The sequence below is a fragment of the Acidimicrobiales bacterium genome (genome assembly GCA_035531755.1).
Taxonomy (GTDB): Bacteria; Actinomycetota; Acidimicrobiia; order Acidimicrobiales; family UBA8190; genus DATKSK01.
Genome location: DATKSK010000042.1, coordinates 21,893 through 43,832, shown reverse-complemented (window position 1 = coordinate 43,832; position 21,940 = coordinate 21,893). Strand labels below are relative to the sequence as shown.

The following is a 21,940-nucleotide window of genomic DNA, read 5'->3' as shown; positions in this document are numbered from 1 at the left end:
CGGCGGCCGTGGGACGGTCACCCCTTCAGGACTCCGACCGGCCGCAGCCGGGCGACGCGCCGGGCGAGGCCGGCCCGCTCGCAGATGGCGACCACGTCGTCGACGTCCTTGTATGCGAACGGTGCCTCCTCGGCGAGCCCACGTGCCGATGCCGCCCGTACCGAGATCCCCTGTTCCTCGAGTTGCTGGCGCAACACCGCGCCCCGGATGCTCCGGGTGGCTGCATGCCGGCTCATCGTGCGGCCCGCGCCGTGGCAGGTCGAGGAGAACGCCCCGCCCGGGGCGCGGCCGACCAGGACGTAGGACGCCGTGCCCATCGATCCGGGGACCAGCACCGGCTGGCCCACCGGTCGCAGGTCGTCGGGCAGGTCCGGGTGCCCGGGGGGAAGGGCCCTCGTCGCCCCCTTCCGGTGCACGCACAGGAGCCGCCGTCCCCCGTCGACGTCGTGCCATTCGAGCTTGGCCAGGTTGTGCGACACGTCGTAGAGAAGGTCCAGCCGATCGGTCCCTACGGCCGTGGCGAACGCGCTGCGCACCGCCGCGGTCAGGGCCTGACGGTTCGCCCGGCCGAAGTTTGCCGCCGCTGCCATCGCTCCCAGGTAGGCCCGGCCCTCCCGCGACTCGACCGGGACGCAGGCGAGCTGGGGGTCGGGCACGACGATCCCGTACCGCGCCATCGACGATTGCATCTCCTTGACGGTGTCCGAGCAGACCTGGTGCCCGAGGCCGCGCGACCCGCAATGGATCATCACGCACACCTGCCCCGGCCGGATGCCGAAGGACCCGGCTGCCTCGGCGTCGACGATCTCGTCGACGACCTGGACCTCGAGGAAATGGTTCCCCGAGCCGAGGCTGCCGAGCTGGCCCGCGCCGCGCCGACGGGCCCGGTCGCCCACCGCGCCCGGGTCCGCACCGGCCATCACCCCTCCGTCCTCGCAGCGGGCCACGTCGGCGTCGAGGCCGAGACCCCGGGCCACGGCGTGGCGGGCCCCGTCGCGTAGCACGGCGGTCAGCTCGGCGTCGTCGGCCAGCTCCCACACGGCCCCCGCCCCGAGCCCCTTCGGCACCCGGGCCTCGAGCTCGTCCATGAGGGTCTCCACGTGGGGGGCCAGCTCGTCGAGGCCGACAGGAGAGAGCAGCAGGCGCACCCCACAGGAGATGTCGAAGCCGACGCCGCCGGGGGACACGACCCCGCCCTCGACCACGTCGGTGGCGGCGACGCCGCCGATCGGGAACCCGTAGCCCCAGTGGATGTCGGGCATCGCGTAGGAGGCCTCCACGATCCCCGGCAGGGTCGCCACGTTCGCCACCTGCTCGAGCGACTCGTCGCCGGTGATCTGGGAGAGCAGCGCGGCCGAGGAGAAGACGATCCCCGGGACGCGCATCGTGCCGGTCGGTTCCATCCGCCAACGGTCCGGCCCGGCCGGGTGGAGGCGTCGGGTGCCGCTCACACGTCCACGACCGCTCGACACGTCCACCGCCCCTCGTGCTCGCCGACCTCGAGGTCGTGGTACGACACACCCTTCGGCACGGGCCCGACGAGCTCGACCTGGCGCCCGGTCACGACCACCATGTCACCCGCGATCCCACCATCCTCGGCTTCGACGACGTGGAAGCGGACGGGCACGGCGCCGAAGACGTCGGCGACGTAGATCACCTCCTCGAGCAGGGCCACGAGGACGTCGGCGTCGGGACCCGGCTCCGCTGCCAGGGGCAGCGTCCGAGTGGCCGCATCGTCGCCGTGTACCTCGGCGAACACCTCCACCAGGGCTGTCATGGCCTCGGCGAGGCACGAGGTGCGATCCTCGCCCCACGCCTCGAGGATGCAGTCGGCGGTGTGAGGAGCGAGCCGGTGTCCGCGACCCCGCGACGCTTCCCGCTCGGGTTCCGGAGGCGCCATTCAGGGTGCTGCTTCGGAGGCGGCCATCACCGCACCGTTGCGCGGATGCCCGGAGCGGGCAAGGGTCGAAGGTCCCACGGGTGCGGGCGGGCTGGCCGCAGGACCTTCGCCCCTGGTCGCCTGCGACGTTGGCGGCGCAGCATGGGAGGAGAGATCGCCGCCGGGTTGGCGACCGGTGCCGGACAGGAGGTCCTGACGTGCACGAGCCATCGGCAAGCGGGCGCACGGGCACTGAGCAGCCCTGCGACCCTGACGGGAACCGGATCGTCGTGGGCGTGGACGCCTCCGAGGAATCGAGAGGGGCGCTCCGGTGGGCGCTTCGGTATGCCGAGCTGGTCGGGGCGCGCCTCGAGGTGGTGCACGCGTGGCACCTCGCCGACGAGCACGCCTGGTTGCAGAGCCTGCCCCCGCCCGCCAACCCCACGGACGTCGCGCGCAAGGCGCTCGCCGTCATGGTCGACGAGGTGATGGGGCCGAATCGCGCCGTGCACGTCCACACCGACGTGCGGGAAGGTCACGCCGCGCACGTGCTCACGGAAGCGGCCAGGGGTGCTTCGGTGCTGGTGGTCGGCAGCCGCGGCTTCGGAGGGTTCGACGGCCTCCTGCTCGGGTCCGTGAGCGCACACTGCGCCGCGCACGCACCGTGCTCGGTCATGATCGTCCGCTCCGACGAGGCGCCTTGAAGGATGCACACCCTGGCCACGTGAACCTCGAGCCGAGGTCGATCGAGCTCCCCGGCGGCCGCACGCTCGTCGTGCGCCCGGAGACCGAGGACGATGCCGACGCCCTGGCGGCCTTCTACGCGACCCTCACCGACGACGACCTGTACCGCCGCTTCTTCCAGGCACGCGTGCCGAACCGGCGGTCGCTCGACGCGATGGTGCGCGTCGGCAGCCGGGGCGGTACCGGTATCGTCGCGGAGGTCGTCCGCACGGGCCGGCCGGACGCCATCGTGGCGGAGTGCAGCTACGAGTTGCTCCCCGACGGCGACGGGGAGCTCGGGATCGCCGTGGGCCCCGGGTGGCGGGGTTGGCTGGGCCCGTACCTCCTCGACGTCCTCCTGGAGGCCGCCGCCGCTCGCGGCGTGACGAACGTGCACGCCGACGTCCTGGTCGAGAACCGGCCGATGCTCGCCCTCGCCCGCGCCCGCGGCTACGTGACCGCCGACCACTACGAGCGCCCGGCGATCGTCCGCGTGGTCATGGGAGCGGTCCACAGGCTCCCCGCCTGGCCGGACGGCCACGACCGCACCCGCGTGCTCGTGGAGTCCACCGGGGGGCGGTGGTACGCCGAAGGTCAGGCCCGGGCGGCGGGCCTCCATGTGCTCGTGTGCCCCGGACCGCTCCGGGACTCGTCGCGCTGTCCCGCCCTGGTGGGCGAGCCCTGCCCCCTGGCGGCTGGCGCCGACGTCATCGTCGACGCCATACCGCTCGGAGAGGCCCGGGGGCGGGCCCTGCTCGACGCGCACGGCCGGATGCACCCCGGTGTGCCGGTGTGCGTCGAGCTCTCTGCGGGGGCGTCCGCCCGTCACGGGTCGTCACCGGCGGAAGCAGACGACGCCGTGCTGGTCGTCGACCTCTTGCAGCGGACGGCCGGCGGACGCACCTCGTCCGTGGGGTCGGGACCGCCCCGCCAACCGCGTGGCCGGGGAGGGAGATGACGCCCCCCCCACGCCGAAGGCGGTGAAGAAGGACACCGGGCTCAGCGCACGGCGCGCTCCTCGCATCCCCAGGGCGAGCCGTGGTCGACGAGGAGGTCGAGGAACGGTCCCGCCGGGAAGGCCTCCGGGCCGAGGACGCCCGCACCCGTCCACACGCCCGACGCCACGAGCTCCAGGGCGACGACAGGGTTGATGGCGGTCTGCCAGACGACGGCCTGCGAGTCGTACTCGGCCATGGACCAGGCGTTGTCCACCACGTGGTGCAGGTAGACCTCGCGCCGGTTGCCGTCCTTGCCGGTGCCCTTCACCCACGTCCCCGCGCAGGTCACGCCCTGCATCACGTGCCCGAGCTCGGCCGGGTCGGGCAGGCAGGCGGCCACCACGTCCCGGGGCGACACCTCGCGGCCATCGACGCGGACCGGGCTGGTGGAGTCGAGCCCGAGCTTGTGCAGCGTCTTCAGCACGCCGATGAACTCGTCACCGAGGCCGTACTTGAAGGTGACCCGGTCGGCCTGCACCCAGCGCGGGACGAGCAGCACCTCCTCGTGCTCGACGTTCACGCACTCCACCGGGCCGATGCCGGCCGGGAAGTCGAAGACCTCGAGCTCGCTGAAGGGCTCCGTGGTGTACCACCCCTTGTCCTTCTCGAAGACGACGGGCGGGTTGAGGCACTCCTCGATGGTGGTCCAGATCGAGAAGGTGGGGGCGAAGTCGTAACCCTCCACCACCAGGTTGGCCCCGTCGCGCACGCCCACCTCCTCGATCGAGGAGAAGAGCGTGTCGGCGGCGTGGCGGGCGAAGACGTCGGAGAGCCCGGGCTCGACACCCATGCCCACGATCGCCAGCTTGCCCCGCTCCTCCCACTGCCCGGCCATGGCGAACTGCTCGTCGCCGAGCTTCACCCCCGTCTTGGCGTAGGGCTCCTCGGGGTGGGGGTGCGACAGGGACATGGCCATGTCGAGGTAGTGCGTCCCCGCGGCGAGCGCGCCGCGGAACAGCGGCATGACGAACCGGGGGTCGACGGCGTTCACCAGAACGTCGCACCGCTCGGCCCGGAGCAACTCGGCAACGGCCGTCTCGTCCGACGCATCGAGCTTCACGGCGGTGAAGCGGTCGCTCGCCGCCTGGGCGGCACGCTGGGCGCGGTCGAGCGCATGGTCCGCCACCACGATGTGCTCGAAGACGTCGCGCCGGGCGGCCGTCCGGGCGAACGCCGTCCCCACTCCACCCGCTCCCACGAGCAGGACGCGCATGACGATCTCCTCCCGCCGCCCGCCCGGCCCGTCGTCCGGGTCGACCCGACGCCCGGGCACGGTGCCCGGCGCCGTTCGTGTCCACCACATGTTCCCCCGGCGCAGCCCGGAGCGGCTAGGGCCGGAGGTCCCGGCGGGAGAGCGGGGATGCCCAGGACAGCGGGGGTGGGGCCCCTTGTCCGGCGACGCCGCGAGTGCGATTGTGGGCACCGGCGGACCGACAGGGAGAGGGACCATCCATGGCTGGGGACCGACGTGTGCTGCGCAACTTCGTGGGTGGCGCCCACCTCGACACCAGGGACGGCGACACCGAGGACGTCGTCAACCCGTCCACCGGCGAGGCCTACGCCACCATGCCCGTGTCGGGCCCCGCTGACATCGACCACGCCATGCGTGTCGCCCAGGACGCCTTCGAGAAGTGGCGCGAGGCCACCCCCTCGGAGCGGAGCCTGGCGCTGTTCCGCATCGCCGACGCCATCGAGGCCAAGGCCGAGGAGCTCGTCGACGCCGAGTGCGAGGACACCGGCAAGCCCCGGGCGCTCACGCTCTCCGAGGAGATCCCGCCGATGGTCGACCAGATCCGGTTCTTCGCCGGGGCCTGCCGCCTCCTCGAGGGCCGATCGGCAGGGGAGTACATGTCGGGGTTCACGTCGTACGTCCGCCGCGAGCCGGTCGGGGTGTGTGCCCAGGTCACACCCTGGAACTACCCCATGATGATGGCCGTCTGGAAGTTCGCGCCGGCCATTGCCGCGGGCAACGCCGTCGTCCTCAAGCCGGCGCACACCACGCCGGTCACGACGGTGATGCTGGCCGAGATCGCCGCCGAGTTCCTGCCGCCGGGTGTGCTCAACGTCGTCTGCGGCAACCGCGAGACGGGCCGTGCGCTCGTGTCGCACCCCGTGCCCCGGATGGTCTCCATCACCGGGAGCGTCAGGGCCGGGCGCGAGGTCGCCATGGCCGCCTCGGAGGACGTCAAGCGCGTGCACCTCGAGCTCGGTGGCAAGGCCCCGGTGATCGTCTTCGACGACGCCGACATCGACAAGGCGGCCGAGGCCATCGCCGTGGCCGGCTACTTCAACGCCGGGCAGGACTGCACCGCGGCCACGCGGGTGCTGGCCGGGCCCCGGGTGCACGACGACTTCGCGGCCGCGCTGGTCGAGAGGGCCCGGGCCCAGACGGTGGCGGGCCCCGAGGTGGAGGGGGCCGATTTCGGGCCCCTGAACAGCGCCGACCAGCTGGGGCGCGTCACGACCTTCGTCGACAACCTGCCGTCGCACGCCGACGTCCGCACCGGCGGCCACCGGATCGAGGGACGGGGCTATTTCTACGAGGCCACGGTCGTGAGCGACGTGCACCAGGACGACGACATCGTGCAGCAGGAGGTGTTCGGGCCGGTCATCACCGTCCAGCAGTTCTCCGACGAGAGCGAAGCGCTGCGGTGGGCGAACGACGTGGAGTACGCCTTGGCCTCGTCGGTGTTCACCCGCGACCACGGCCGGGCCATGCGCATGGCCAAGGGGCTCGACTTCGGGTGCGTATGGATCAACACCCACATCCCCCTGGTGGCCGAGATGCCCCACGGTGGCTTCAAGCACTCGGGGTACGGCAAGGACCTGTCGGTGTACGGGTTCGAGGACTACACGCGCATCAAGCACGTCATGAGCGCGCTCGACTCGTGAGTCAGGCGGCTGCCACCGCCTCCTCCAGGATCGTGAGCCCCTCGTCGAGCAGGTGGTCGGGGATGACGAGGGGGGGCAGGAGCCGGATGACGTTGCCGTAGGTCCCGGCCGTGAGGACGAGCAGTCCCCGGGCGTGGCACGCGGCCGCGATGCGGCCGGTGGCGGCCGTGTCGGGCGTGATGCCGTCGGGACCCACGAGCTCGATGGCCACCATCGCCCCCCGCCCGCGGGCGTCCCCCACGACGCCGTGGGCGCCCGCCATGGCCCGGAGGCGGGGCAGCGCGGCGTCCCCGATCCGCCGTGCCCGTTCCAGCAGCCCGTCCTCCTCGATGGTGGCGATGGAGGCCAGCGCGGCGGCGCACGCCAGCGGGTTGCCGCCGAACGTGCCGCCGAGCCCGCCGGCATGCACGGCGTCCATGAGCCCGGCGCGGCCCGTGACGGCCGCGACGGGCAGACCGCCCCCCAGGCTCTTGGCCGTGGTCACCAGGTCGGGGACGACGCCCTCGTGCTCACACGCGTACCAGGCGCCGGTGCGGCCGAACCCGGACTGGATCTCGTCGGCGACGAGCACGACACCCGTGGCCGCGCACCACTCGGCCAGCCCGGCCAGCCACCCGGGCTCGGGCACGACGAAGCCGCCCTCACCGGCGATGGGCTCCACCACGATGCAGGCGATCGAGCCCGAGCCCACGGTGGTCTCGAGCAGGTCCACGACCTCCGACAGCTTCCCCGTCTGCCGGAAGGGGTCGGAGTACGGCGCCCGGTAGACCTCGGGGGCGAAGGGGCCGAACCCGCGCTTGTAGGGCATGGCCTTCCCGGTGAGGCTCATGCCCAGGAGCGTCCGGCCGTGGAACCCGTGGTCGAAGGCCACGACCGCCGGGCGGCCGGTGGCGTAGCGCGCCACCTTCACGGCGTTCTCGACGGCCTCGGCCCCCGAGTTCACGAGGAACGACCGCTTGTCGTGGGCCCCCGGGGTGAGCTCGTTGAGCCGCTCGCACACCTCCACGTACCCCGTATACGGCGTGACCTGGAAGCAGGTGTGGGTGAACCGGTCGAGCTGCTCGCGCACCGCCGTGATCACCCGGGGCGCGCTGCTGCCGACGTTGGTGACCGAGATGCCCGATGCGAAGTCGATGAGGCGGTTGCCGTCGACGTCCTCGACGATCCCGCCACCGGCGCGCGCCACGAACACCCCCAGGGTGGTCCCCACCCCTGCGGGGACGGCGGCGGACCGGCGGGCCATGAGCCGGCGCGAGCGCGGCCCGGGGATGTCGGTCAGCAGCAGGCGCTCCTGTGGGACTCGGTCGGTGGTCGTGTCCATGGGGCCCCTCGTGCTCGGGTGTTCGCCGCTTCGAGCATACGGGCGCGGCGTCGCCGCGTCACGGCCCGAAACCGCCGGTGACCAGCGCCGATGGACAACAGGACCTTCGACCCTGGAGCACCGGTATGCCTGATCGTACGGTCGCAGGGAGGCTGAGGAGGCACGACGCGGCCACAGGGACACCGGGAGGGAGGACAGGGCGTGGACGGCTACGTGGAAGGCGTGCTGGAGCGCGTCCGCGCCAAGAACCCGGGCCAGCCCGAATTCCTGCAGGCCGTCGAGCTGGCCGCCGTCTGCCTGGTGCCGGTCCTCGACCGTCGGCGCGACTTCCGGGAGGCGAAGATCCTGGAGCGCCTGGCCGAGCCCGAGCGCGTGATCATCTTCCGGGTCAACTGGGTCGACGACGCCGACGAGGTCCAGATCAACCGCGGGTTCCGCGTGCAGATGAACAGCGCCATCGGTCCCTACAAGGGAGGCCTGCGATTCCACCCCACCGTCGACCTGAGCGTGCTCAAGTTCCTCGCCTTCGAGCAGGTGCTCAAAAACGCGCTCACCACCCTTCCCCTCGGCGGCGCCAAGGGGGGATCGGACTTCGACCCGAAGGGCAAGAGCGATGCCGAGGTGCGCCGCTTCTGCCAGTCGTTCATGACCGAGCTGGCCCGGCACATCGGGCAGTTCACCGACATCCCCGCCGGCGACATCGGGGTCGGTGGGCGCGAGATCGGTTTCCTGTTCGGGCAGCACAAGCGCATCACCAACCAGTTCACGGGCGTCATGACGGGGAAGGAGCCCGACTGGGGCGGGTCCTTCATCCGCACCGAGGCAACCGGCTACGGCACCGTGTACTTCGCGGCCGAGATGCTCGCCACCAAGGGTGAGGACCTCACCGGGAAGTCCTGTCTCGTGTCGGGCAGCGGCAACGTCGCCCAGTACACCGCGCAGAAGCTGCTCGACATGGGGGCGCGGCTCCTGACCATGTCCGACTCCGGCGGCTTCGTCCTCGACCCCGACGGCATCGACCGGGACAAGCTCGACTGGCTCATGGATATGAAGAACGTCCGGCGCGGTCGGATCCGCGAGTATGCCGAGCGCTTCCCCCGGTCCACCTACGTCCCGGCGCAGCCCAACGGCGAGAACCCGTTGTGGGACGTGCCCGCCGACTGCGCGTTCCCCTGCGCGACGCAGAACGAGATCGGCGCCAAGGACGCCGCCAACCTCCTGCGCAACGGCGTGGTCCTGGTGGCGGAGGGTGCCAACATGCCGACGACGTCACGGGGCGTGGAGCTGTTCGTCGATGCGGGGATCCTCTACGGGCCGGCCAAGGCGGCGAACGCCGGCGGTGTCGCCGTGTCGGGCCTCGAGATGGCACAGGACAGCGCCCATCTGCCCTGGCCGACGGCGCAGGTCGACGCGAAGCTGCGCGCCATCATGCGCGACATCCACGGGCAGGTCCGACGAGCCGCCGAGGAGTACGGGGCGCCGGGCAACTACGTCGCCGGGGCGAACATCGCCGGTTTCGTCAAGGTCGCCGGCGCCATGCTCGACGAAGGCACCATCTGAAGGAGGGCGCCATGTCCACGACGACACCCGCACCGAGCGCAGGACCGCCGCCTCCCGCCACGGCGCTCTCGCATACCGAGGACCCGGCCGAGAAGGGCCTCAAGACAGGGGCGCTGAGCCTGGCCTCGAACATCGTGATCGGCGTGGCCTCCACGGCACCCGCCTACAGCCTGGCCGCCACCCTGGGGCTCATCGTCGTCGGCGTCGGGTTGAAGGCCCCCCTGGTGACGGTGATCGCCTTCGTGCCGATGCTCCTGGTGTCCATCGGCTACAGCGAGCTCAACAAGGCGGACCCCGACTGCGGCACCACCTTCACCTGGGGGACCAGGACGTTCGGACCCAAGGTCGGGTGGCTGGGGGGCTGGGGCATCATCGCCTCGGACGTGCTCGTCATGGCCAGCCTCGCCCAGGTGACCGGGCAGTACAGCTTCCACCTGTTCAACGCCCACGGCATCGGCAGCAACCCCACGAGCGAATGGGTCCTGCTCGTGGGGCTCCTGTTCCTGGTCGCCATGACGTACGTCTGCTACCGCGGCATCGAGATCTCGGCCCGGGTCCAGCGGCTGCTCCTGTCGGTGGAAGTGGTGATGCTCGTGGTGTTCGCCGTGGTGGCGCTCATCCGTGTCGCCATCGGCAGCGCTCCCGCCACCCACCTCACGCCGAGCTGGTCGTGGTTCACCTTCAGCGGGACGTCGTTCTCGGCGATCGTCGGCGGCGTGCTGCTCATGCTGTTCATCTACTGGGGGTGGGACACGTCGGTGTCGATCAACGAGGAGACCGCCGACCAGCGTCGCAACCCGGGCCTGGCGGCGATCATCTCCACCGTGCTCCTGCTGTCCATCTACTTCCTCGTCACCATGGCGGCCCAGGCGTACGCCGGCATCGGCGCCAAGGGCATCGGCCTGGCCAACCCCGCCCACAGCAGCGACGTCATCTCGGTGCTCGGCACGGCCGTGTTCGGCGCCGGCTGGTTCGGGTCGGTGCTCTCCCACCTGCTCATCCTCATGGTGCTCACCTCGGCGGCGGCGTCGACACAGACCACGATCCTGCCGACCGCCCGCACCGTGTTGTCCATGGCGGTCTACAAGGGCCTGCCCGACGTCTTCGGCAGGATGCACAAGCGGTACCTGACGCCGACGGTCGCCACGGTGTCGATGGGGGCCGTCTCCGCCGTGCTGTACGTGGCGATGAACCACCTGGCCGGCGGCTTCCTGATCCCCGACGCCGTCACAGCCATCGGGATCTGGATCGCCTTCTACTACGGCCTCACCGGCTTCACCTGCGCGTGGTACTACCGCAAGGTCCTGACCCGCAGCGCCCGCGACCTGTGGATGAAAGGCATCCTGCCCGTGCTCGGCGGGCTGATGCTCTACTTCGCCATGATCTGGTGCGTCTGGAGGGACTGGAACTTCAACAACACCACCGCCGCCAGCTGGACCTCGTGGCACCTGCCCTTCCCGCCGCACTCCGACGTCGGGGGCGTCTTCCTGATCGCCCTGGTGTCGGCGGTGATCGGCGTCGTCTGCCTGGTGGCGTGGCGGCTCGCCGGCCCGGCGTTCTTCGGGGGGGAGACGCTCAACCGGTCGACCCCGACGCTCGTCCCCGAGGACGTCGGCATGCCCGTCACCCCCGCCTCGGCGGGCACCGACGAGGGCCCCCGCCCGGGCACCGACGAGGGCCCCGGCCCGGGCACCGAGCCGGGGGGCCCCACATCCGGCACCCGATCGGGGACCGCCCCGGCTGCCTGAGCACCCCCGACGGACGGCCACTGGTGGGGCCGCCGCCGGGTCCGTAGGGTCTCGACCGTGGAGACCGTCTCCGAGCGCGAGCTCGTCAACCGCCTCGGTGCCATGCCGTGGGCCGAGCCCCGTGCCGTCGCCAGCGGGAACTTCGCCATGCCGATGCGGCTGGTCGAGCTGTTCGACAGCGCCGTCGAGAACTACCGGCTCTTCGTCCTCAACGCCCAGAAAGGCACACCGTCCCGTTCCGGCGTCGTGCCGGAGACGCCCTTCGTGGGCCCCGGCATGCGGGGCCTGGCCTCACTCGACTACCTGCCCATGCGCCTTTCGCTGGTGCCGATGCTCTTCGATGTGGCGCGCCCTCCCGACGTCGTCCTCGTGCACACGTCGGTCCCCCGTGCGGGACGGGTCTCGCTCGGGATCGAGGTGAACATCCTGCCCGCCGCCATCGAGCGCGCGCGGTCCCGTGGCGGGCTGGTGATCGCGCAGGTCAACCCGAAGATGCCCTACACCCTCGGCGACGCCGAGATCGACTGCGAGCTCGTCGACCTCGCCGTCGAGGTCGAGGAGGCGCTGCCCTCACCGGCACCGCCACCGCCCCGAGCGGCCACCGTCGCGATCGCCGAGAACGTGGCGTCACTCGTGGCCGACGGGTCGACCCTCCAGATCGGCATCGGGGAGGTGCCCGACTCGGTGCTCGGGTTCCTGCGCACGAAGCACTCGCTCGGCGTGTGGTCGGAGGTCATCAGCGACGGAGTGCTCGAGCTCGAGCGGGCCAACGCCTTGGACGAGGCGCGGCCGGTCACGGCGTCGTTCCTCTTCGGGTCGCCTGATCTCTACGCCTGGGTCGACGGCAATCCCCGGGTCCGGATGATGCGGACCGAGACCGTCAACGACCCCGGCAACATCGCCGCGCACCACTCCATGTGCTCGGTGAACAGCGCACTCCAGGTCGACCTGTATGCGCAGGCCAACGCCAGTTACGTGAACGGGCGGATCTACTCGGGCTTCGGTGGGCAGCCGGACTTCGTCGTCGGGGCGCTGCACTCGGCCGGCGGCCACGCCATCATCGCCCTGCCCTCGTGGCACGCCAAGAGCGACACGTCCACCATCGTCGGCCGGCTCGATGCACCCGTGACGTCGTTCCAGCATTCCGTCGTGGTGACCGAGCAGGGTTGCGCGTTCGTGTTCGGTCGTAGCCAGCGCGCCCAGGCCCGGCTGCTGATCCAGGAGGCCGCCCACCCCGACGCCCGCGACGGGCTCTGGGAAGCGGCCGCGCGTATCCGGGGAGACAGCCCCTAGCCTCGGCCCCTGGCCCTGGCGGCCCAGCCCCGCCGGCCCGTCAGCTGCGGATCGGGCTGTGTGTCGGTCGGACGATGACGACGGGGCAGTGTGCGTGGGTGAGGCAGTGCAGGCTGACCGAGCCGAGGAGGAGCCCGGCGAACCCGCCGTGCCCCCGGTTGCCCAGGACCAGGAGGTCCGCCCCGGAAGCCTCGGTGATGAGGACCTTCGCCGCCGGGCCTTCCATGGCGCGGGTCGTGACCGCGATCGACGGATGCTCGCCGAGGACGCGTTCGACGATCCCCTCCACCGCCCGTCGGGTCACCGCCAGCGGATCGGTCCCCGGTGGCTCGTGCGGGATCCAGGCATCGGGGTTCAGGCGCTCCCACGCCATGACCACGTCGAGCGCGGCGCCCGTCGTCTCGGCCTGCCGAGCCGCCCACCGCAGGGCGTCCTTGGAGCGGTTCGAGCCGTCCACTCCCACGACGATCCTCGTCATGGGCCCCACGCTCGCGCCCCGCCCACGCAGGCCGATAGGGAAGAAAGTCCCACGGCGACCTGGTGCGCGGCATGAGGCAGGGGAACCTCGACCTCGGCCCAGGTGACGTTGGACCCTGGGAGCGACGCCGGTCGGGGCGTACCGTCGAACGCGCGGGTGGCATCGGGACGGGTTCGGGCGCCCGGCAGGAAAGGGGTGGCCCGTGCAGTGGCAGGCGATCCGCAAGGCGGAGGGCGGCGGTGGTTCGCCGGCGCCCAACATGGCGGACTACGAGGCCGAACGGGCCGGGTTCACGTGGGCGGCCGCCCGACAGGCGCTCGACGGGCTGCCCGGTGGTCGGGGGCTGAACATGGCCCACGAGGCCGTCGACCGTCACGCCGCGGGGCCCCGGCGCGATCACGTGGCGCTGCGGTGCATCGACCGCTCCGGCGCCCGTCTCGACGTGTCGTACGGTCAGCTCGCCGAGCGGTCCAGCCGCTTCGCCAACGTCCTCGACAGCCTGGGCGTCGAGCCCGGCGAGCGCGTCTTCGTCCTCGCCCCCCGCGTTCCCGACCTCTACGTGGCGGTCCTCGGGACCCTGAAGCACCGCAGCGTGCTGTGCCCCTTGTTCGCGGCGTTCGGACCCGAGCCCATCCGCCAACGTCTGGCGCTGGGATCGGGCCGCGTCCTCGTCACCACCGCCGGCCTCTACCGGCGCAAGGTCGCCGGGATCCGCCACCAGCTGCCGGATCTTCACCACGTCCTGCTGATCGGCGGGTCGTCGGCGGATGCGGGCCCCGACGACACCCTCGACCTCGAGACGCTGCTGGCACAGGCCGCCCCCTCCTACGAGATCGCGCCGACCGACCCCGAGGACATGGCGCTGCTGCACTTCACGAGTGGGACGACCGGGACCCCGAAGGGCGCGGTCCACGTGCACGAGGCGGTGGTGTCGCACCACGCCACGGGGAGGATCGCCCTCGACCTGCACCCTGACGACGTCTTCTGGTGCACGGCCGACCCCGGGTGGGTCACGGGCACCTCCTACGGCATCCTCGCCCCGCTGGTCCACGGTGTGACCAGCGTCGTCGACGAAGGCGATTTCGACGCGCAGCGGTGGTACTCGACGCTCGAGGACGAGGCCGTCACCGTCTGGTACACGGCACCGACGGCATTGCGCATGCTCATGCAGGCGGGTGCGGCGGCGGCCCAGGAGCACGACCTCAGCCACCTCCGCTTCGTGGCCAGCGTCGGCGAGCCCCTCAACCCCGAGGTCGTGCTGTGGGGCCAGGAGGCGCTCGGCCTGCCTGTCCACGACAACTGGTGGCAGACCGAGACGGGCGGGATCATGATCGCCAACTACGCATGCATGGACATCAGGCCCGGCTCGATGGGCAGGCCGCTGCCGGGCGTGGAGGCCGCCGTCCTCGTGCGCGACGAACACGGGAACGTCGTGGTCGGCGAGGACGGGACAGCGACCCTGGCCGCTGCGGGCCAGGAGGGCGAGCTCGCCCTCCGCCCCGGCTGGCCGTCGATGTTCCGCGGGTACCTGGGCGATGACGACCGCTACCGGTCGTGCTTCGCCGGCGGCTGGTACCTGAGCGGGGACCTGGCCCGGCGTGACGCCGACGGCTACTTCTGGTTCGTGGGCCGTGCCGATGACGTCATCAAGTCGGCCGGCCACCTCATCGGGCCGTTCGAGGTCGAGTCGACCCTGATGGAGCACCCCGCCGTCGCCGAGGCCGGGGTCATCGGGAAGCCCGACCCGGTGGCCGGGGAGCTCGTCAAGGCGTTCGTGGCGCTGCGCCCGGGCTTCGAGGCCACCGACGAACTGCGCCTCGAGCTCGTCGGGTTCTCGCGCAAGCGGCTCGGGGCCGCGGTGGCACCACGCGAGATCGAGTTCGACCAGCACCTCCCGCACACGCGCAGCGGGAAGATCATGCGGCGGCTGCTCAAGGCGCGCGAGCTCGGCCTGCCCGAAGGAGACATCTCGACGTTGGAGGGGGCATCATGACCGAGACCGCGGACGCCCCCGGCGCCGCGGGGGCCACCGGCTCCCGGGACCGCGCCGTGACCGTCGAGGCCGATCATCGAATCCATCTGCTGCGCCAGATGGTGCGCATCCGACGGTTCGAGGAGCGCTGCGTGGAGCTCTACAGCGCCGAGCGGATCCGCGGGTTCCTGCACCTGGCGATCGGCGAGGAGGCGTGCTCCGTCGGCGTCATGGAGCGCCTCCTCCCCGACGATGCCGTCGTCACCACCTACCGAGAGCACGGCCACGCACTGGCGCGGGGCATCACCATGCGCTCGGTGATGGCCGAGCTCGAAGGCAAGCGTGAGGGGTGCAGCCGGGGCCGCGGTGGTTCGATGCACCTGTTCGACGCGGCGACGAGGTTCTACGGGGGCAATGCCATCGTCGGTGGTGGTCTGCCCCTGGCGGTCGGCCTCGCCCTGGCCGACCACATGCAGGCGCTGCCGCGCGTGACAGCGTGCTTCTTCGGCGACGGTGCGGTCGCCGAGGGCGAATTCCACGAATCCATGAACCTGGCCGCGCTGTGGCACCTGCCCGTGCTGTTCTGCTGCGAGAACAACCTCTACGGCATGGGGACAGCACTCGATCGCGCCGAATCGGAGACCGACCTGGCGCTCAAGGCGGCCTCGTACCGGGTGCCGTCGTGGGAGGTCGACGGCATGGACGTGCTCGGTGTCGAAGAGGCAGCGCTCCACGCCGTCGAAGCGGTGCGGGCCGGCGGCGGGCCGCACTTCCTGGAGCTGCGCACCTACCGGTTCCGCGCACACTCCATGTACGACCCCGACCGCTATCGCGACAAGGCGGAGATCGAGCAGTGGAAGCACCGCGACCCCATCCCGATGCTCGCCGATCAGCTTCGCAGCGACCAGGTGCTCACGCAGGACGATCTCGACAGCATGGAGGCGGAGGTCGCCGCCGAGGTCGAGGACGCCGTGGCCTATGCCGAGGCCGGCGAGCTCGAGCCCGTCGAGGACCTCGAGCGTTTCGTGACCTCGGAGCCCAAGGGAGCGGCATCGTGAGCACCGTGACCTACCGCGAAGCGATGCGCGAGGCGATTCGTGATGCCATGCAGCGAGACGAGCGCGTCTTTCTCATGGGGGAGGACGTGGGGCGCTACGGCGGCTGCTATGCCGTGAGTCTCGGACTGCTCGAGGAGTTCGGCCCCGATCGCGTGCGCGACACGCCGCTGTCGGAGTCGGCGTTCGTGGGGGCCGGCATCGGGTCGGCTCTCGGCGGCATGCGGCCGATCGTCGAGATCATGACCGTGAACTTCAGCCTGCTCGCGCTCGACCAGATCGTGAACACGGCGGCAGCGCTGCTGCACATGTCGGGCGGCCAATTCAACGTCCCCCTCGTGATCCGGATGACCACCGGTGCCGGTCGGCAATTGGCCGCGCAGCACTCCCACAGCCTGGAGGGCTGGTATGCGCATGTCCCGGGCCTCCGGGTGGTTGCACCGGCCACGCTCCAGGACGCACGGGGCATGCTGTGGCCCGCACTGTGCGATCCGGACCCGGTGCTCGTCTTCGAGCACGGCGGCCTCTACAACGTGGAGGGCGAACTGGCCGATGACGCGGGTGACGTCGCGCTCACCGGTGCGGCCGTGGTTCGCCCGGGGACCGACGTGACGCTCATCGCGTACGGCGGGACGCTGCGGACCGCCGTGGCGGCGGCTGATGCGCTGGCCCCCGAGGGCATCGACGCCGAGGTCGTGGACCTCCGCAGCCTGCGGCCACTCGACACCGAGACGTTCGTGTCGTCGGTCATCAGGACGCACCGGGCCGTCGTCGTCGACGAGGGGTGGCGATCGGGGAGCCTCTCCGCCGAGGTCAGCGCACGGATCGTCGAGCACGCGTTCTACGACCTCGACGCCCCCGTGGCGCGGGTGTGCTCGGTGGAGGTGCCCATGCCGTACGCCAAGCACCTCGAGGATCACGCCCTCCCGCAACGTGACGACGTGGTCGCCGCCGTGCACGGACTGGGGGCGTAGGTGGGGGAGTTCCGCATGCCGTCGCTCGGCGCCGACATGGACAGCGGCATCGTCTCCCGGTGGATGGTGAAGCCCGGCGACGAGGTCCACCGTGGGGACATCGTGGCGGTGGTCGAGACCGAGAAGTCGACCATCGAGGTCGAGATCTTCGAGAACGGGATCGTGGAGGAGATCGTCGTCCCCGAGGGCGCCGAGGTGCCCGTCGGAAGCGTCCTCGCCCGGGTCGGTCCCGGCGAGGCGGCCACGGTCGGCGCCCGGGCTCCGGCTCGAGCTGAGGCGGCCCCGGTGGAGGCGGCACGGGCACCGGCGAAGGCGGCACGGGCACCGGCGATTCCGGCACAGGCACCGGTGGAGGCGGCATCGGGAGCGCTACCGGCGACGGCGGCGCCGCCGCAGCGACCGCCGACGCTTCCCCCCAAAGGCGTGATCACGTCCCCGGTGATCCGCCACGTGGCCCGCACGCTCGGCGTGGACCTGTCGACGATCGTGGGGAGTGGAGCCGGGGGGGCGGTCACGCGGGCGGACGTGGAGGGCGCGGCCCGGGTGGCGCCCGCACGGGCCTCCGTGCGCTCCTCGCCCTTGGCGCGGCGGTTGGCCGCCGAGACCGGAGTCGACCTGGCGTCGGTGAAAGGGACCGGGCCCGGCGGGGCGGTGGTCGAGCGCGACGTGCGCCTCGGCGTGCCGTCACCGCAGGAGGGGGACCGCGTGGCGGCCGCCGCCACCGCGATGCCGATGGGGACGCCGATGGGGACGCCGACGGCGATGGCGCCAGGCGACGTGGGTGGTGGCGGGAACGAGCCGGCCTCGACGGCGGAGGCGGGTGTCGATCGCCAGGCGGCCCTGCGGCACGCCATCGGCGCGCTCATGGCACGCTCCAAGCGGGAGATCCCCCACTACTACCTGAGCACGACCATCGACATGAGCCGTGCGTCGGCGTGGCTCGAGCGTGCCAACCTCGACCGGCCGGTGACGAAGCGCCTCGTGATGCCGGTGCTGCTGCTCAAGGCGACCGCCCTGGCCGTCGCACAGGTCCCCGAGATGAACGGCTTCATGGTCGCCGACCGCTTCGAGCCGAGCCGAGCCGTCCACGTCGGGGTGGCGGTGTCCCTACGATCGGGCGGCGTGATCGCCCCCGCCGTCCACGACACCGATCGATCGAGCCTCGACGACCTGATGGCGAGCCTGCGCGACCTGGTCGGCCGGGCACGCACGGGCGTGCTGCGCAGCTCGGAGATGAGCGATCCCACCATCACCGTCACCAACCTGGGCGACCTGGGCGTCGAAGCGGTGTTCGGCGTGATCTACCCGCCACAGGTCGCATTGGTCGGGTTCGGCCGGGTCGCCGAGCGACCGTGGGCCTCCGAGGGAATGCTCGGGGTCCGCCCGTGTGTCGTCGCCACGCTGTCCGCCGATCACCGGGCGAGCGACGGCCACCGCGGCGGGATCTTCCTCTCCGCCATCGACCGCCTATTGCAGGAGCCGGGGGAGCTATGACAGACGACGAGGCACTCGACGTGATCCGCACCGTGCTGCACGAAGTGGCCCCCGAGGCCGACCTGGCCCAGGTCGGTCCCGGGGAGACGCTGCAGGAAGCGCTCGACCTGGACTCGATCGACTTCCTCAACTTCGTGGTGGGGCTCCACGAGCGGACCGGCGTCGAGATCCCCGAGCACGACTACCCCCGCCTGTCGACTGTCCAGGGGTGCGTGGCCTACCTGGCCGCGGCGGGCTGAGGGCCTGGGCCCAGCCGGGGCGCCCGCTGCCGCCACGGAAGGCAAAAGTCCTGGTAGGAGGGACCTTTGCCTCTGCCATGGTCGGCCGTGCGGCCGTAGGCTCGGGACAGGGTCGCGGCGCGACGGGCGTAAGGAGGTGGCCGTGCCGGCACTCGAGGCGTTCTTGCGTCGTCTGCGTTTCCCGGGCGTGCCCGGTGCGCCGGGAGCGGCCGGCGTCCCGGTGGACCGCGCCGTCGAGGTGGCGTCGGAGCTGGCGCCGGTCTTCGCGCTCCTGGCGGAGGCCGAGCGCCGTGCCGCCGATCTCGTGCGTGGCGCCGAGCAGCACGCTGCCCGTCGGCGCGCCGACGCGGACGAGGAGGCCGAGCGGTTGGTGGCCGAGGCGCGCGCCGGCGCCGGCGCCGAGCTGGCGCGGACGGCCCGAGCCGATCTCGACCGGTCCGCCGATGAGTGCCGGGCGCAGCTCGCCGTCGCCCGGGCCGAGGTCGAGCGGGTGGAGCGGGTGTCCCGGGAGCGGATGCCCGCGGTCGTCGACTCGGTGGTCCGGGCAGTCACCGCCGCCGGGAGGCCGGTCGCGTGAGTGCGGGGTGGGTGGCCGCCGAGGTTCGGGGACGAGGCCTGTGCCGCCGTCGGATCGGGGCCGGAGGGGCCCGGGAGCTGGCGGCCTCACCGTCGCTGGCCCGTGCGGTCGAGGCCCTGGCGCGCACACCGTACGGGCACGACGTGCGGCCCGGGATGGACCGGGGCAGCGCGCAGCATGCGGTGACCGCGACCCTCGTCTGGCACCTCCGCGTGCTCGCGGGCTGGGGGCCGGCGGTGGCGGGGGGCGGGCTGCGGGTGCTGGCCACGGGCATCGAGATCGACAACGTCGCCGGGCACCTGGCCGGCCTCGCCGGGTACGGGGCGGAGCCGCCGTTCCGCCTCGGCGCCTTGTCGACGGCCTGGCCGCGCGTGTCCGGCGCCCGCACCCCCGAGGAGGTTCGCCGGGCACTGGCCACATCGGCATGGGGTGATCCCGGCACCGGCGACCCGTCGGCCGTCCGGCTCGCGCTCGAGATCACCTGGGCGCGTCGCGTGGCCGACGGAGCCCCGGCGGCGTCGCGCTGGGCGGCGTCCTACGCGGCCATGGTGATCGGACGGGCTCTCGTGACGGGGGCGCTGGCGTCGCTGGGCGCACCGCAACGGCGAGACGCCCGACGCGTGCTCGGCGACCGCTGGGCCGGCGCGACCACGCTGCCCGAGCTGGCCCGGAGCGTTCCGCGCTCGGCGGCATGGGTGCTCCACGGCATCGAGGGCCCCGAGGACCTGTGGAGGGCCGAGGCCCGGTGGTGGGCCACGGTCGAGAAGGAAGGGTCCGACCTCGTCGGCAGGTCGCGCGCCGGCGAGGCGTCCACCGTCGGGGCGTTCGGGCTCCTCGCCGCGGACGCATGGCGAGCACGGGGCGCACTCGAGATCGCCGCACGCGGCGGCGCCGAGGAGGAGGTCCTCGATGCGGTGGGGTGACGTCCTCGAGCCTGCCCGCATGGAACGGGTCGCAGTGGTCGCCCCGCGGGACCGGCTGCGCACCGTCCTCGTCGCGGTGGCCGACGCCGGTGTGGTCGAGCCCGAGATCCTCGGCGAGGCGGCACGCGGCCCCGCCACCGAGGTGTGGGAAGAACCGCGACGCGAGGGGCCCGACGGGAGCCCGGTCCGTCCCGTGTTGGCGCCTGAGGAGCTCGACCCGGCGCAGCTGGAGCGGGACGGGCGCCTCGGCGAGCTGGCCGGTGAGGTGGACCTCCGGCGGGTGGCGGCCTCCGCCGTGCACGAGGGGGTCGCCGCCGCCGTCGCCGGTTGGAGCCCCGCCGGCGCCGTCGACGCACTGGCGGACCGGCTGCGGGCGCTCGGCGGCGCTGTCGTCCGGCTCCCGGTGCCCCGGGGCGCGGAGCCGCCCACGCTCCTGCGCGGCGGCGGAGCCACCGGCGCGTTCCAACCGCTCGTGGACACCTTCGCCACCGTTCCGTATGCCGACGTCAATCCCTCGGTGTTCGCCGGTCTGGCCTACGTCGTCATGTTCGGGATGATGTTCGGCGACGCGGGCCACGGGCTGCTGCTGGTGGTGGCCGGGCTCTTGCTTCGGACGGGCCGCCCGGCGCGCCTCAGGCGCCTGCGCCGGGTGGCCCCGTTCGTGATCGGCGCAGGCCTGGCCAGCGCGGCGTTCGGCTTCGCCTACGGCGAGGCGTTCGGGCCGACCGGCCTGGTCCCGACCCTGTGGCTGGCACCCCTCGACCACGCCACGTCCCTGCTGGCCGTGTCCGTCGCCGCCGGCGGTGTGCTGCTGGCCGTCTCCTACGGGCTCGGCACGGTGAACCGTTGGCGCGAAGGCGGCGCCGGGCACGCGTTGACGGCCGTGTCGGGGCTCGCCGGCGTGGGGCTGTACCTCGGCCTGGCGCTGGCCGGCCTCGGCTGGTACCGGCACCTCGGCGCGCTTGTCGTCGTCGGGGTCTCGTGCGCGATCGCAGGGCTCGTGCTCGGGTTCGCAGGCCTCTACGCGGAGTCCGGGGGCCGCGCCGCCGGTGCCGTCCAGGCCGGCGTCGAGATGTTCGACGCCGTCGTGCGCCTCGGCACGAACACCGTGTCGTTCGCCCGGCTCGCCGCGTTCGGGCTGACGCACGCCGCCCTGGGCGGCCTGGTCTGGTCGGGGACGACGGGACTGTGGCACAAGGGGCCGGCGATGTGGTTGGCCGCCGCCGCCGTGTTCGTCGTCGGGAACGCGGTGGCGTTCGCCCTGGAGGGCCTGGTGGCCGGCATCCAGGCGCTGCGACTCGAGTACTACGAGATGTTCTCCCGGATCTTCGTCACCGAGGGCCGGACGTTCCGCCCCTGGCACATCGCGATGCTCACCCCGAAGGAGGGACCATGTTCGCCTGGTTGATCGGTCTGCCCGCGCTCGCCGCGGTGGCGGTGGCGATCGGCGCCCTGCTGCGGCGCCGGCCCCGTGGAGCACTGCGCGTGATGACGGTCCTGAACGTGGTGCTCCTCCTCGGCGCCGGCGTCCTCGTCTTCCTGTCGCTGGCCGCCAACCCGAGCGCGGCGGCCACCACGGCCGCCGCGGGCGCCAAGTCGTACGGCGGCCAGGCGCTCATCGGTGCCGCCATCGCCGTGGCGGGATCGTCGATCGGTGCTGCCATCGGCGTGGCCTACACGGGATCGGCGGCGCTCGCCGCCATGAGCGAGCGGCCGGAGATGTTCGGCCGGGCCATGGTCATCGTCGGCCTGGCCGAGGGCATCGCCATCTACGGACTGGTCGTCGCCATCGTCCTCATCGGCAAGGCGTGACC

At 72.4% G+C, this 21,940-nt stretch carries 20 protein-coding genes; 15 read left to right on the top strand and 5 right to left on the bottom strand.

The genetic code is table 11. From position 1 onward, the window contains the following. Window positions 1–17 precede the first annotated feature (17 nt). Complete coding sequence (locus tag VMV22_08925; protein ID HUY22453.1) at window positions 18–1,403, bottom strand: RtcB family protein; 1,386 nt, start codon at window positions 1,401–1,403, stop codon at window positions 18–20. 44 nt (window positions 1,404–1,447) lie between these two features. Then, a complete protein-coding gene (locus tag VMV22_08920; GenBank protein ID HUY22452.1) occupies window positions 1,448–1,900 on the bottom strand; it encodes an archease in 453 nt (150 codons plus the stop codon). A 5-nt stretch (window positions 1,901–1,905) separates the two neighbouring features. Between VMV22_08920 and VMV22_08915 the strand changes: the two genes are divergently transcribed. Next, the gene (locus VMV22_08915) at window positions 1,906–2,583 is read left to right on the top strand and encodes a universal stress protein (protein ID HUY22451.1); all 678 of its coding nucleotides are present in this window, start codon (window positions 1,906–1,908) and stop codon (window positions 2,581–2,583) included. A gap of 20 nt (window positions 2,584–2,603) precedes the next feature. Further along, window positions 2,604–3,560: a hypothetical protein gene (locus VMV22_08910; protein HUY22450.1), complete on the top strand. Its 957-nt coding sequence runs from the start codon at window positions 2,604–2,606 to the stop codon at window positions 3,558–3,560. A gap of 41 nt (window positions 3,561–3,601) precedes the next feature. Here the strand turns inward: VMV22_08910 and VMV22_08905 are convergent, their stop codons facing one another. Further along, window positions 3,602–4,813, bottom strand: coding sequence for a saccharopine dehydrogenase C-terminal domain-containing protein (locus tag VMV22_08905; GenBank protein ID HUY22449.1), 1,212 nt, complete (start codon window positions 4,811–4,813; stop codon window positions 3,602–3,604). 239 nt (window positions 4,814–5,052) lie between these two features. On the opposite strand from VMV22_08905, the gene VMV22_08900 reads away from it, so the two are divergent. Continuing rightward, a complete protein-coding gene (locus VMV22_08900; GenBank protein HUY22448.1) occupies window positions 5,053–6,492 on the top strand; it encodes a gamma-aminobutyraldehyde dehydrogenase in 1,440 nt (479 codons plus the stop codon). 1 nt (window position 6,493) lies between these two features. On the opposite strand, the gene gabT is transcribed toward VMV22_08900, so the two are convergent. Then, on the bottom strand, window positions 6,494–7,813 hold the full coding sequence (gene gabT / locus VMV22_08895; GenBank protein HUY22447.1) for a 4-aminobutyrate--2-oxoglutarate transaminase: 1,320 nt from the start codon (window positions 7,811–7,813) through the stop codon (window positions 6,494–6,496). A gap of 201 nt (window positions 7,814–8,014) precedes the next feature. Here gabT and gdhA point away from each other — a divergent pair, with 201 nt between their 5' ends. The 3 genes from gdhA to VMV22_08880 are packed head-to-tail and all read left to right on the top strand — an operon-like array spanning window position 8,015 to window position 12,414. Further along, window positions 8,015–9,373 (top strand): NADP-specific glutamate dehydrogenase, encoded by a 1,359-nt coding sequence (gene gdhA, locus VMV22_08890; protein HUY22446.1) that lies wholly within the window; start codon window positions 8,015–8,017, stop codon window positions 9,371–9,373. Window positions 9,374–9,384: 11 nt separating this feature from the next. After that, the gene (locus VMV22_08885) at window positions 9,385–11,121 is read left to right on the top strand and encodes an APC family permease (protein ID HUY22445.1); all 1,737 of its coding nucleotides are present in this window, start codon (window positions 9,385–9,387) and stop codon (window positions 11,119–11,121) included. Between the two features lie 57 nt (window positions 11,122–11,178). Continuing rightward, complete coding sequence (locus tag VMV22_08880) at window positions 11,179–12,414, top strand: acetyl-CoA hydrolase/transferase C-terminal domain-containing protein (protein ID HUY22444.1); 1,236 nt, start codon at window positions 11,179–11,181, stop codon at window positions 12,412–12,414. 40 nt (window positions 12,415–12,454) lie between these two features. On the opposite strand, the gene VMV22_08875 is transcribed toward VMV22_08880, so the two are convergent. Beyond that, window positions 12,455–12,892, bottom strand: a complete 438-nt coding sequence (locus tag VMV22_08875) for a universal stress protein (protein HUY22443.1) — start codon at window positions 12,890–12,892, stop codon at window positions 12,455–12,457. A gap of 202 nt (window positions 12,893–13,094) precedes the next feature. Here VMV22_08875 and acsA point away from each other — a divergent pair, with 202 nt between their 5' ends. The 9 genes from acsA to VMV22_08830 all read left to right on the top strand — a co-directional run bounded on the left by acsA (window position 13,095) and on the right by VMV22_08830 (window position 21,938). Continuing rightward, complete coding sequence (gene acsA, locus VMV22_08870; GenBank protein HUY22442.1) at window positions 13,095–14,885, top strand: acetate--CoA ligase; 1,791 nt, start codon at window positions 13,095–13,097, stop codon at window positions 14,883–14,885. Continuing rightward, on the top strand, window positions 14,882–15,922 hold the full coding sequence (pdhA, locus tag VMV22_08865; protein HUY22441.1) for a pyruvate dehydrogenase (acetyl-transferring) E1 component subunit alpha: 1,041 nt from the start codon (window positions 14,882–14,884) through the stop codon (window positions 15,920–15,922). Before acsA ends, pdhA begins: the two co-directional genes overlap by 4 nt. Next, window positions 15,919–16,893, top strand: a complete 975-nt coding sequence (locus VMV22_08860) for an alpha-ketoacid dehydrogenase subunit beta (protein HUY22440.1) — start codon at window positions 15,919–15,921, stop codon at window positions 16,891–16,893. The genes pdhA and VMV22_08860 overlap by 4 nt, the downstream gene beginning before the upstream one ends. Continuing rightward, window positions 16,894–18,387, top strand: coding sequence for a dihydrolipoamide acetyltransferase family protein (locus VMV22_08855; protein ID HUY22439.1), 1,494 nt, complete (start codon window positions 16,894–16,896; stop codon window positions 18,385–18,387). Further along, complete coding sequence (locus VMV22_08850; protein HUY22438.1) at window positions 18,384–18,626, top strand: phosphopantetheine-binding protein; 243 nt, start codon at window positions 18,384–18,386, stop codon at window positions 18,624–18,626. Before VMV22_08855 ends, VMV22_08850 begins: the two co-directional genes overlap by 4 nt. A gap of 142 nt (window positions 18,627–18,768) precedes the next feature. Beyond that, window positions 18,769–19,203: a hypothetical protein gene (locus VMV22_08845; GenBank protein HUY22437.1), complete on the top strand. Its 435-nt coding sequence runs from the start codon at window positions 18,769–18,771 to the stop codon at window positions 19,201–19,203. Continuing rightward, window positions 19,200–20,126 (top strand): hypothetical protein, encoded by a 927-nt coding sequence (locus VMV22_08840; protein HUY22436.1) that lies wholly within the window; start codon window positions 19,200–19,202, stop codon window positions 20,124–20,126. The genes VMV22_08845 and VMV22_08840 overlap by 4 nt, the downstream gene beginning before the upstream one ends. A gap of 19 nt (window positions 20,127–20,145) precedes the next feature. Next, the gene (locus VMV22_08835) at window positions 20,146–21,534 is read left to right on the top strand and encodes a V-type ATPase 116kDa subunit family protein (GenBank protein HUY22435.1); all 1,389 of its coding nucleotides are present in this window, start codon (window positions 20,146–20,148) and stop codon (window positions 21,532–21,534) included. Next, window positions 21,519–21,938, top strand: a complete 420-nt coding sequence (locus VMV22_08830; protein HUY22434.1) for an ATP synthase subunit C — start codon at window positions 21,519–21,521, stop codon at window positions 21,936–21,938. The genes VMV22_08835 and VMV22_08830 overlap by 16 nt, the downstream gene beginning before the upstream one ends. The last annotated feature ends 2 nt before the right edge of the window (window positions 21,939–21,940 follow it).

Excerpts from the sequence above, each read along its gene's own strand:
- VMV22_08925 (HUY22453.1), bottom strand. The coding sequence starts at position 1,403 with ATGGAACCGACCGGCACGATGCGCGTCCCGGGGATCGTCTTCTCCTCG.
- VMV22_08920 (HUY22452.1), bottom strand. The coding sequence starts at position 1,900 with ATGGCGCCTCCGGAACCCGAGCGGGAAGCGTCGCGGGGTCGCGGACAC.
- VMV22_08905 (HUY22449.1), bottom strand. The coding sequence starts at position 4,813 with ATGCGCGTCCTGCTCGTGGGAGCGGGTGGAGTGGGGACGGCGTTCGCC.
- VMV22_08900 (HUY22448.1), top strand. The coding sequence starts at position 5,053 with ATGGCTGGGGACCGACGTGTGCTGCGCAACTTCGTGGGTGGCGCCCAC.
- gabT (HUY22447.1), bottom strand. The coding sequence starts at position 7,813 with ATGGACACGACCACCGACCGAGTCCCACAGGAGCGCCTGCTGCTGACC.
- VMV22_08885 (HUY22445.1), top strand. The coding sequence starts at position 9,385 with ATGTCCACGACGACACCCGCACCGAGCGCAGGACCGCCGCCTCCCGCC.
- VMV22_08875 (HUY22443.1), bottom strand. The coding sequence starts at position 12,892 with ATGACGAGGATCGTCGTGGGAGTGGACGGCTCGAACCGCTCCAAGGAC.
- pdhA (HUY22441.1), top strand. The coding sequence starts at position 14,882 with ATGACCGAGACCGCGGACGCCCCCGGCGCCGCGGGGGCCACCGGCTCC.
- VMV22_08850 (HUY22438.1), top strand. The coding sequence starts at position 18,384 with ATGACAGACGACGAGGCACTCGACGTGATCCGCACCGTGCTGCACGAA.
- VMV22_08835 (HUY22435.1), top strand. The coding sequence starts at position 20,146 with ATGGAACGGGTCGCAGTGGTCGCCCCGCGGGACCGGCTGCGCACCGTC.
- VMV22_08830 (HUY22434.1), top strand. The coding sequence starts at position 21,519 with ATGTTCGCCTGGTTGATCGGTCTGCCCGCGCTCGCCGCGGTGGCGGTG.